Source organism: Bacteroides sp. (genome assembly GCF_028690125.1).
Taxonomy (GTDB): Bacteria; Bacteroidota; Bacteroidia; order Bacteroidales; family Bacteroidaceae; genus Bacteroides.
Genome location: NZ_JAQVBV010000080.1, coordinates 1 through 9385, shown reverse-complemented (window position 1 = coordinate 9385; position 9385 = coordinate 1). Strand labels below are relative to the sequence as shown.

General features: G+C 38.3%; 6 protein-coding genes and 1 pseudogene. All 7 read left to right on the top strand.

From position 1 onward, the window contains the following. Positions 1-308: 308 nt before the first annotated feature. The gene (locus PHO71_RS24485) at positions 309-3488 is read left to right on the top strand and encodes a type I restriction endonuclease subunit R (RefSeq protein WP_300208707.1); all 3180 of its coding nucleotides are present in this window, start codon (positions 309-311) and stop codon (positions 3486-3488) included. 58 nt (positions 3489-3546) lie between these two features. Beyond that, on the top strand, positions 3547-4311 hold the full coding sequence (locus tag PHO71_RS24480; protein ID WP_300208705.1) for a hypothetical protein: 765 nt from the start codon (positions 3547-3549) through the stop codon (positions 4309-4311). A gap of 15 nt (positions 4312-4326) precedes the next feature. Further along, the gene (locus tag PHO71_RS24475) at positions 4327-5055 is read left to right on the top strand and encodes a DUF6602 domain-containing protein (RefSeq protein ID WP_300208704.1); all 729 of its coding nucleotides are present in this window, start codon (positions 4327-4329) and stop codon (positions 5053-5055) included. A 109-nt stretch (positions 5056-5164) separates the two neighbouring features. After that, positions 5165-5386, top strand: a complete 222-nt coding sequence (locus PHO71_RS24470; RefSeq protein ID WP_300208702.1) for a PC4/YdbC family ssDNA-binding protein — start codon at positions 5165-5167, stop codon at positions 5384-5386. A 65-nt stretch (positions 5387-5451) separates the two neighbouring features. Further along, the gene (locus PHO71_RS24465; protein WP_300208700.1) at positions 5452-6447 is read left to right on the top strand and encodes a hypothetical protein; all 996 of its coding nucleotides are present in this window, start codon (positions 5452-5454) and stop codon (positions 6445-6447) included. Positions 6448-6588: 141 nt separating this feature from the next. Further along, a complete protein-coding gene (locus PHO71_RS24460; RefSeq protein WP_300208698.1) occupies positions 6589-8436 on the top strand; it encodes an N-6 DNA methylase in 1848 nt (615 codons plus the stop codon). A gap of 497 nt (positions 8437-8933) precedes the next feature. Beyond that, a pseudogene (locus PHO71_RS26335) lies at positions 8934-9385 on the top strand (DUF6431 domain-containing protein); the annotation flags it as partial.

Below are 9385 nucleotides of genomic sequence, written 5' to 3'. Positions count from 1 at the left end.
GGTGTCAGGGACAAGCTGAAACGCATCAAGACCATTGGCGATAAGAGCTTGTAGTGACTGACGATTTTTGCAGTTTGCTACAGCCTCAGGCGTTTCAGAGACTACAGGTCGAAAGACCGGTTAATAAGCATTTAATAGTTCTACCTGATGATGAATCAATGCTTAGGTATAAGGAAATATTTGATACGATAATCAATTCAATCTATCAGAATGGAGCTGAAATAGATAAGTTAGCAACCATAAGAGATACTCTGTTGCCTAAACTTATGAGCGGTGAAATTCGAGTACCAATAGAGGAGGTGCAGTAGATGCCAAAGAATTTCTGTGAGTCTCACTTAGAAGAAGCCACCCTGGAATGGTTCGAAGAGCTCGGCTATGAGATAGTATTCGGTCCTGATATTGCACCAGATGGAGAGTATCCGGAACGTGAGGACTATAGTGATGTTATTCTAAATGACAGGCTTAAAGAAGCGCTTACCAGGATAAATCCAAGGATGCCGAGTGATGCTATAGAAGATGCATTTAGGCAGATAACTATTCCACAGAGCCCAAGTTTAATCATGAATAATAAAGCTTTTCAAAAGATGATTACTGACGGAATTGATGTCCAGGTGAAGCAGGCAGATGCCAGTTATAGAACAGAAAAGGTATACGTATTTGACTTTGAGAAGCCGCTGAATAACGAATTCATGGTTGCTAACCAGTTTACGATAGTTGAGCATGGAGTAGAAAAGCGCCCGGATGTAGTTTCTTTTGTAAATGGAATCCCTCTGGTAGTCATAGAATTGAAAAGTGCTAGTGAGGAAAATGTTGATATCACTCAAGCCTATAACCAGCTTCAAACATATAAAATGACCATCCCATCACTGTTCACATATAATTCTTTTATGGTGACCAGTGATGGGATCAATGCAAGAGCGGGTACGCTGACTTCTGATGAAGACAGATTTATGTCATGGCGTACTATTGATGGTGATGATGTGGCACCGTTGTCGATTCCACAACTTGAAGTGTTGATAAAAGGAATGTTCCAGCGGGACCGCTTCCTGGATATAATCAAGCATTTTGTATTGTTCCAAAGTGATGGCAAAGACACCATTAAAATACTGGCGGGTTATCATCAGTATCATGCTGTTAATAAAGCGGTAGAAAGTACTGAGCGTGCTACACAGGAATCCGGAGATAGAAGAATTGGTGTTGTTTGGCACACCCAGGGCAGCGGTAAAAGCCTGTCCATGGTTTTCTATGCCGGAAAACTTGTAATCAACGAGGAACTTGAAAATCCAACCATTGTTATTATTACGGATAGAAATGACTTAGATGATCAACTTTACGGCACTTTCCTGAAAAGCAAAGACATTTTAAGAAGCACTCCAGTGCAAGCAACAGATAGAACCCATTTGAGAGAATTACTTAATAACCGTACCAGTGGTGGCATTATTTTCACTACCATTCATAAGTTCGCTCCGTTTGCAAATGAATCAAAAGAAGAGATCGAGTTGGATATGGTAGCTGAAGATTCCGCTGAATACCGAAGCAGCATGGTTCTTACCGATCGCAATAACGTCATAGTTATGGCAGACGAAGCTCATCGCAGTCAATATGGATTTGGTGCCGACATTGTTAAGGGTGACGATGAGGCTGATGTTAAGTATGGCTATGCTAAATATATGCGTGACAGTCTGCCAAATGCATCATATATAGGGTTCACTGGAACACCAGTTGAATTAACTGATAAAAACACCCGAGCTGTATTTGGTGACTACATCGATGTCTATGACATGACCAGAGCGGTTGAAGATGGAACAACGGTTAAGATATTCTACGAAAGCAGAATCGCAAAACTGGAGCTACCGGAAGAACTGAAGCCAAAGGTTGATACCGAGTACGATGAAATCACCGAGTATCAGGAATACAGCCAAAAAGAAAAACTCAAGAGTAAATGGGCCAGACTCGAGGCAATTGTTGGTGCTAATGAACGTGTGAAGCAGATTGCCAAGGATATCGTAGAGCATTTTGAAAAACGAGATCAGGCGCAAGAGAATGAAGGCGGCAAAGCCATGATCGTTGCGATGAGCAGAAGAATTGCAATAGATCTATATAAAGAAATTGTTGCATTACGACCTGACTGGCATAGTGACGACTTGATGGCGGGAAAAATCAAAATAGTCATGACAGGCGCATCATCTGACCCGGCTGACTGGCAGAAGTTCATCGGAACTAAGGCAAGCCGTGAAACGTTAGCCAAGCGTATGAAGGATAAAAATGATGAGTTAAAACTTGTCATTGTACGTGATATGTGGCTGACTGGCTTTGATGTTCCGAGTATGCACACCATGTACATTGACAAGCCAATGCAGGGGCATAACCTGATGCAGGCTATTGCAAGGGTTAACCGTGTATTTAAAGAAAAGCAAGGTGGACTTATTGTTGACTACATTGGTATAGCTGAAAATCTGAAAGAAGCACTCGCACAGTATACTGAAAGCGATAAGAAGACTACGGGTGTCGATACTGAAGTTGCATCGCAGGTTCTTCTTGAAAAACATGATCTAATAAAAGAATTGCTATATGGACACGACTACAGTAAGTTCTTCACTGGCAAGCCGAGTGAGAAGATGCAAGCCATTGTGGAGACCATGGATTATATTATTGGGCTTCGTGAAGATAGAAAGAACGACTATATAAAGCTGGTAACCGAAATGGCCAGAGCTTATTCTCTATGTGCTACAACAGATGTGGCAGAAAGCCTCAATGTAGAAGTTGGATTCCATAAAGCGGTCAAAGCAAGCCTTGTTAAAATGATCAGCGAGGACAACAGGAAGAAAACTACTTCTCAGCTTGACAGTGAGTTAAACCAGCTGATCTCGAAGTCGATTTCTTCAAATGAAGTAGTAGATATATTGGGTTCAGTTGGGCTTTCCAAGCCGAATATCGCTATACTTTCTGAAGAGTTCCTTGAAGAAGTAAAAGGTATGAAGCAGAAGAACCTCGCAGTTGAGCTCCTTAACAGACTGCTTAAAGGCAGCATAAAGACTTTCTCAAGGCGCAACCTTGTGCAGTCAAAGAAATTCTCGGAGCTATTGGAAGCTGCCATCAGAAAGTATCAGAATCGTGCTATTGAAACTACTCAGGTTATAATGGAACTCATTGAGCTTGCAAAGCAGATCAGCGATGCTGAAAAACGCGGAGAAAATACAGGATTAACTCCGGATGAATTGGCATTCTATGATGCTTTAGCCGATAATGAATCTGCAAGAGAGATCATGGGCGAAGATATCCTAAAACAGATTGCTAAGGACTTAACTACGTCTATAAAAAACAACATCAGCGTAGACTGGGCAATCCGTGAAAGTATTCAGGCCAAAATGAAAATGACTATAAAGCGTTTGCTAAAGAAGTACGGGTATCCACCAGATAAGACTGCTAAAGCAGTAGATATTGTAATGGAGCAGACTAAGTTGATGTGTCAGAATGAGAGTAGATAACATATTAGGGTGAAGTGTATTACTAAAGCCTAATTTCAAGAACAAAAGGGGTGATGTGATGTCTTCTGATGTATACGTTAGAAAAATTATTTCCAAGTATAGAGTGCCTAGTGAAGTGGATTCACAAACACAGTATTATGTAGTGAATCCGTTAGGGGAAATGATAAAAGCATGGGCTGGCGATTGCCTTAATGATATCCAGATATCCGGATCAAGAGCAAAAGGAACCGCTATAAATATCAGCTCAGATTTAGATTTATTCATTTCGCTAAAATCTACTACGAATAATACTTTAAAGGAGATCTATGATTCTCTATACAACTATATTAGCAATAAAGGTATTAGTTGTAGAAAACAAAACGTTTCTATAGGAATAAATTATGGTGGGCATAGTATTGACTTGGTTCCTGGCAAGAAACATTCCGGTAATACAAATGATCATAGCTTATATAGGAATAAAAAAAATACTTGGACACAAACAAACATACACAAGCATATCACGCAGGTAAAAAATTCTGGAAGGCTTGAAGAGATTATACTACTGAAAACATGGAGGAAGTTACACAATTTAGACTTCCCCTCCATTTACTTGGAGTTGGTTGCAATAGAAGCTTTGACATATAAAAATAAGAATCAGCCTGCTACAAACTTCTTATCAATTTTGGATTATCTAAAAGATAGCTTTGTTGACAAAACTATTATGGATCCTGCTAATACAAACAATGTGATATCGGATGATTTATATAAGTATGAAAAAGAAAACATAGCTAAGAAAGCGAAGGAGAGTAGAAATCAAGAATACTGGGAGAAAATTATTTGGTAAATAGGGGGTGGCGGTATGGGGCAAATTGATATTAAAGGTCTTTTCTATTCTTTGCAGACTCAGATGAGTGCGAAGCTGTCAACAAATAGGCAACATATACAACATCCTGGCATAAAAGGTGATTCGTCCGAATTAAACTGGATTGAATGGCTAAAAGCCTATTTGCCTAAGAGATATAGTGTTGATAAAGCTTTTATAATTGACTGCGACGGAAATATTAGTGACCAAATTGATGTGGTTATTTACGATCAACAATACTCTCCTTTTGTTTTTAATCAAGATAGTGCCTATTACATTCCAGCAGAGAGTGTTTATGCAGTATTTGAAGTAAAGCAAGAAATAAATAAAGACTATATTGTTTATGCTGGTGAAAAAATAAAAAGTGTAAGATCTTTAAGAAGGACAACAACTGCAATTCCTCATGCTGGTGGCTATTATGAGCCGAAACAGCATAAAAAAATCCTTTCGGGACTATTGACCCTATCAAGCAGCTGGAACCCACCATTGGGAGAAAGCTTTGAAAAAGCAATATATAGCTTAGATGATGAAAGTAGATTAGATATTGGGTGTGTCTTAGAGGAAGGTTCATTTTTGGTGGATTACGAAAATACTTCCATAGCAAAGAGTACGCAGCAAGAATCATTGATATTCTTTTTCCTAAAGCTATTAATTGAGTTGCAAAAGTTAGGTACTGCTCCTGCGATAGATATTAACTGCTATGGAAGCGCACTAGATTCTATTTAAAAAATGGGTACGTATTTGCAGATAGAATGAAATCATTTATTGAGCACGTGGCATTGTAACGCATGCTGCGTGCTAGTCAGATAGAAAAATGTTAAAGGAGATTAACACAATGCCAGATATAAAATATGAAATTAAGAAAACCATAGGTGTACTCTCTGAATCATCAAAAGGATGGGCAAAAGAGCTTAACATTATCAGTTGGAATGGTAAAGAGCCGAAGTATGATCTTCGAGAGTGGGATCCAGAACATGAAAAGATGGGTAAAGGTGTGACTCTAACTGCTGATGAGTTGAAAAAATTAAGAGATTTATTGAATGAACTAGAGTTTTAGATGGATGTATTAAAAAGTAGTGATGTCCCTACCGGAATAAATAGTGAGATAGGGGGTGCAACAGTATGTACAACATAAAAAGCAAAAAAGCTATAAAGGTGGAGGCTGTTACCTTTACGCAACTTGGTATGCAGGAGAATGACATAGAAGAAATTCTCAGATCCAGTGTAGACATGCTATGTGATGATGAAGAATCTATGCTTATTGTGGGGCGCCAGGTTAAGAATGAAAAACTCGGTAGGAGTGACCTTACAGCTGTCGATAATAATGGTAACATTGTATTGATAGAGATTAAGCGGGATCGCAAAGATATTGAAAACCGTAAAGAGGCATTTGAGTTCCAGGCTATTCGATATGCTGCAAGCTATGCTACTATAGAGAATGCGGATGTTCTTGTAAAAAAGGTATATGCTCCATATATTGAAAAATACCGTAGTGAGTTTGAACTCGGTGATCTTACATCATATGAGTTAGGAATTAGAAAACTAAATGAGTTTTTGAGAGTCAACGGAGCGGAAAATAGATTTAACAAGAAACAAAGGATTATTCTTGTTGCCTCGGATTATGATGAGCAAACCTTATCAGCAGTAGCTTGGCTAAATAGTAATAGTGTAGATATGAGCTGCTTTAAGCTAACGCCATATAAGATCAATAATGAAGTATTTCTAAATGCTGAAAAGCTGCTGCCACTTACTGACTATGATGACTACTATGTTAATTTGATGGATAAGGCCTCACCTATACTAAAGCAGAATAAGGATTTTACCCGTAGGTCATTACCTAAAATAGATGTAATGCTTGATTGGGGAGTTGTAAAAGCAGGAGATATTATAGTGGCAAAAGACCGCGAGAATCAAGGAGTACTTCTTAAAAATGGCAATATATCAATAGATGGCAAGGAGTTATCCATGCAGATGTGGCTAAAAGAAGTATATGGATGGTCCAGTGTCCAGACATATAATTTTGCAGTACATAGAGATAGTGGTAAGACGCTTTCTCAAATCCGGGAGGAGTATATGAATAAGCAGGCATCAGAAGTAGAAGAAGAAGAAGAAGCCTAATAAAAATAGAAATAAATGTAGAGGAATATATTGACATGGTAATTATGCCATGATAGAATTAATTTATAGGTATGCACATACCTATATTTTTTAAATAAAAATAATTAGGTATGCACATACCTTAATGGAGATGGTGTAATAATGAACTACCCTAACAATAAGCATGAGCAAATAATTCATACTTGCTTTGATGAATTAAAGCTAAGCTTTAGCCAAGAGCAATCGTTTCATATTATCCTTGGAGTTTCAGCAATTACATGGATAAATATGAATGAAGAGTACTCTTCTTCAAACTTAAAAATTGATAAATTTCTAGAGGGACATCGATGTATAGAAGTAATGCAGCATGAGCTGAAGAATTTTGAATATGAGTTTTACGAGTTTAACGGAATTTTAACGGGAATATTGCATAGAACTTTTATTTATGAAGACAGATCCGCAGAGGAAAAATTAAAGCGTATTTTTAACCTTGTTGGAGATAAAAGGTTCTCGTCAGTTGATGAGGTAAGAAATTTTATTAATAGGTTAACCTCAATTGGCTCATTAATATGTGGGTTTAATGAAACTCCCGATGGTATTAAAAAAATTATTCCTGGCTTGATAGATTTTAACAACGTTACTACTTTTGCTGATTACTGTTCCGGTACATCAGGAATAGCATTAGAAATTTTTCAGCATATAAAAGAAAATTATATAAATGATGATGTGTATTACTATGGCGAAGAGATTAACGCGACAAATTATTTAATATCAAAGCTATTAATGATAGTAAATAAAATCAAAAATCATAGAGTTGTAAATAAAGATGTTCTTATGTTTAGTGGTGATGATGTTGATAGAAAATTTGATCTTGTTATTTCTGATATTCCTCAAATTACTTTTTCTGATAGGTATTTAGAAGTAAATGATCCGAGATTAAGGTATGGCATACCAGCACGTAATAGTGCAGATTGGGCCTTTTGTCAAAATGTAGTATATCATTTAAATAATACAGGAAAAGGTATTGTTATAGGAACGAAAGGGACTTTGGTACGAAGTAATGAAGCTGATATCAGGAGGCGCATCCTAGAGGATGACCTGATTGAGTGTGTAATTACCTTACCGGTAAATTTATATGAAAAATCTACTATAGGAACTGAGCTGATTATATTTAATAAAAATAAAACTGGGGATCGAAGAAATAGAATTCTGTTTATTAATGCAAGCGAATATAACTATAGACTTAATAGAAATCAACATACTATAAGCCCCGAAGGCATTAAAAAGATTATAGAAAGTTATATATATGGTGTTGAAGAAGGCCACTTTAGTATCTTTGCGGACATAGAAAAAATTAAAGAGTATAACTACACATTGAATCCCACGGAGTACCTTGATTTTGATTTGTTAAAAAACTCGTTTAGTAATTCGATAGGTTTAAAAGAAGTGGCTCAAATTACTAGGGGAGTGCAATTATCGAAAGAGGACTTAGAACAATTAAGTAGGGAGCGTACACATTACTTTATTAATGTGAAGGATATAGAGAATGGAAGAATCTGCTATGATGAAGAGTCGATGTTAACAAATAAGAAAAATGATTGGATAGGTAAATATGACATTAAACCGGATGATATTATTCTCACTTCCAAAGGCTCCAGTGTTAAGATTGCCATTGTAGATGATGATTATAGACCAGCATTTATCAGTGGAAATCTAACAAGGATACGAGTTAATCCAAAAAAATACAATGCTTATGTTTTGTACGAATTTTTACAGAGTGACATAGGAGTAAAGATGATAGAGGGGTTACAAACAGGTACCACTATCAAGTTGCTGAATACACCCCAATTAGAGAGGCTTGAAATACCACTGTTTGAAATGGAGTATATGAATGATATAGGTGATGAAATAAAAAACAATAAAATAGAGTATGAAAAGACATTAGAGTATGCTAAAGAAAAATTTAATTATAGAAGAGATAAGTTAATGGAAAGCTTGCAATTAAAATAATGAAGAATAATAAGTCTAATAAGTTCTGGAAGAAATTTTAAATTCTTATTAAAACAAGGGGGAGAACATATGAAAAAAGATGAGGTAAAGTGCCCGGTTTGTAGACATAAGCTGATGTTAGCATATGAGAATGCGAAAGGTGATGTTGAGCATAAGTGCAAGATTTGCAAAAGTGTTATTAAAATAAACTTGGATACACGTCATACTGAGCCAATAGGAGCATAGTCTTATAGCTACTGTTTGCGCCGCCGCAGCGAGGCCGTTTGCTGACAGTCTTGCCTGACCGTGAATTGACAGATACAATGGCCACAAAAAGGGAAAGGAATGGCGCCCCCTTGTTCGTCACCATCTGTTAGCAGCAGAGAGGATGACAGGAGCGCCACAACCAATAACCATGGTTATTGTATCAGATGCAAGCCTTGTCTTGAAAGGGGTCAACCCGGAGGGATTGCGCATTTTTCGTTAGGGGTGGTGGTCAGGTTCCCTGTCCATGCTGCGGCGAAGCCCTCGTTTGTATCGGAACCCGCATGAGAGGCTGTGTTCAACCGGACGGCGAAAAGCTCCTCCTCTCATTGCGACGGCTTCAATGTACGAATGAAGCGTGTGGTCGAATCCATCATGAGCTTCCAGACTGCCTGGTTCCGTACAAGCGACATGCCTCTGCCAGCATCGAAAGTGCTTGCACGCCAAGCGCGGAAGCTGCTGACACAGGCATTTCTGCAGAGAACAGCACCTTGAGCAGATGGAAGCGGTGGGCTGAAACATTCGCACAGTACTGGGATAGCTGTCTCAGAGCCATCTCCAGCCGCATGGACATGAATCCTGGGACGAAACCGGAGGCATCGTCCGCATCGCCACTCCAACGCCTTTTCCAGCACCTCGGCCACCAGCCAGGATGGCTGGCCGAAATTGTCCGCACCCTTGTCAACGCCGGTCTTTGGGTACAGAC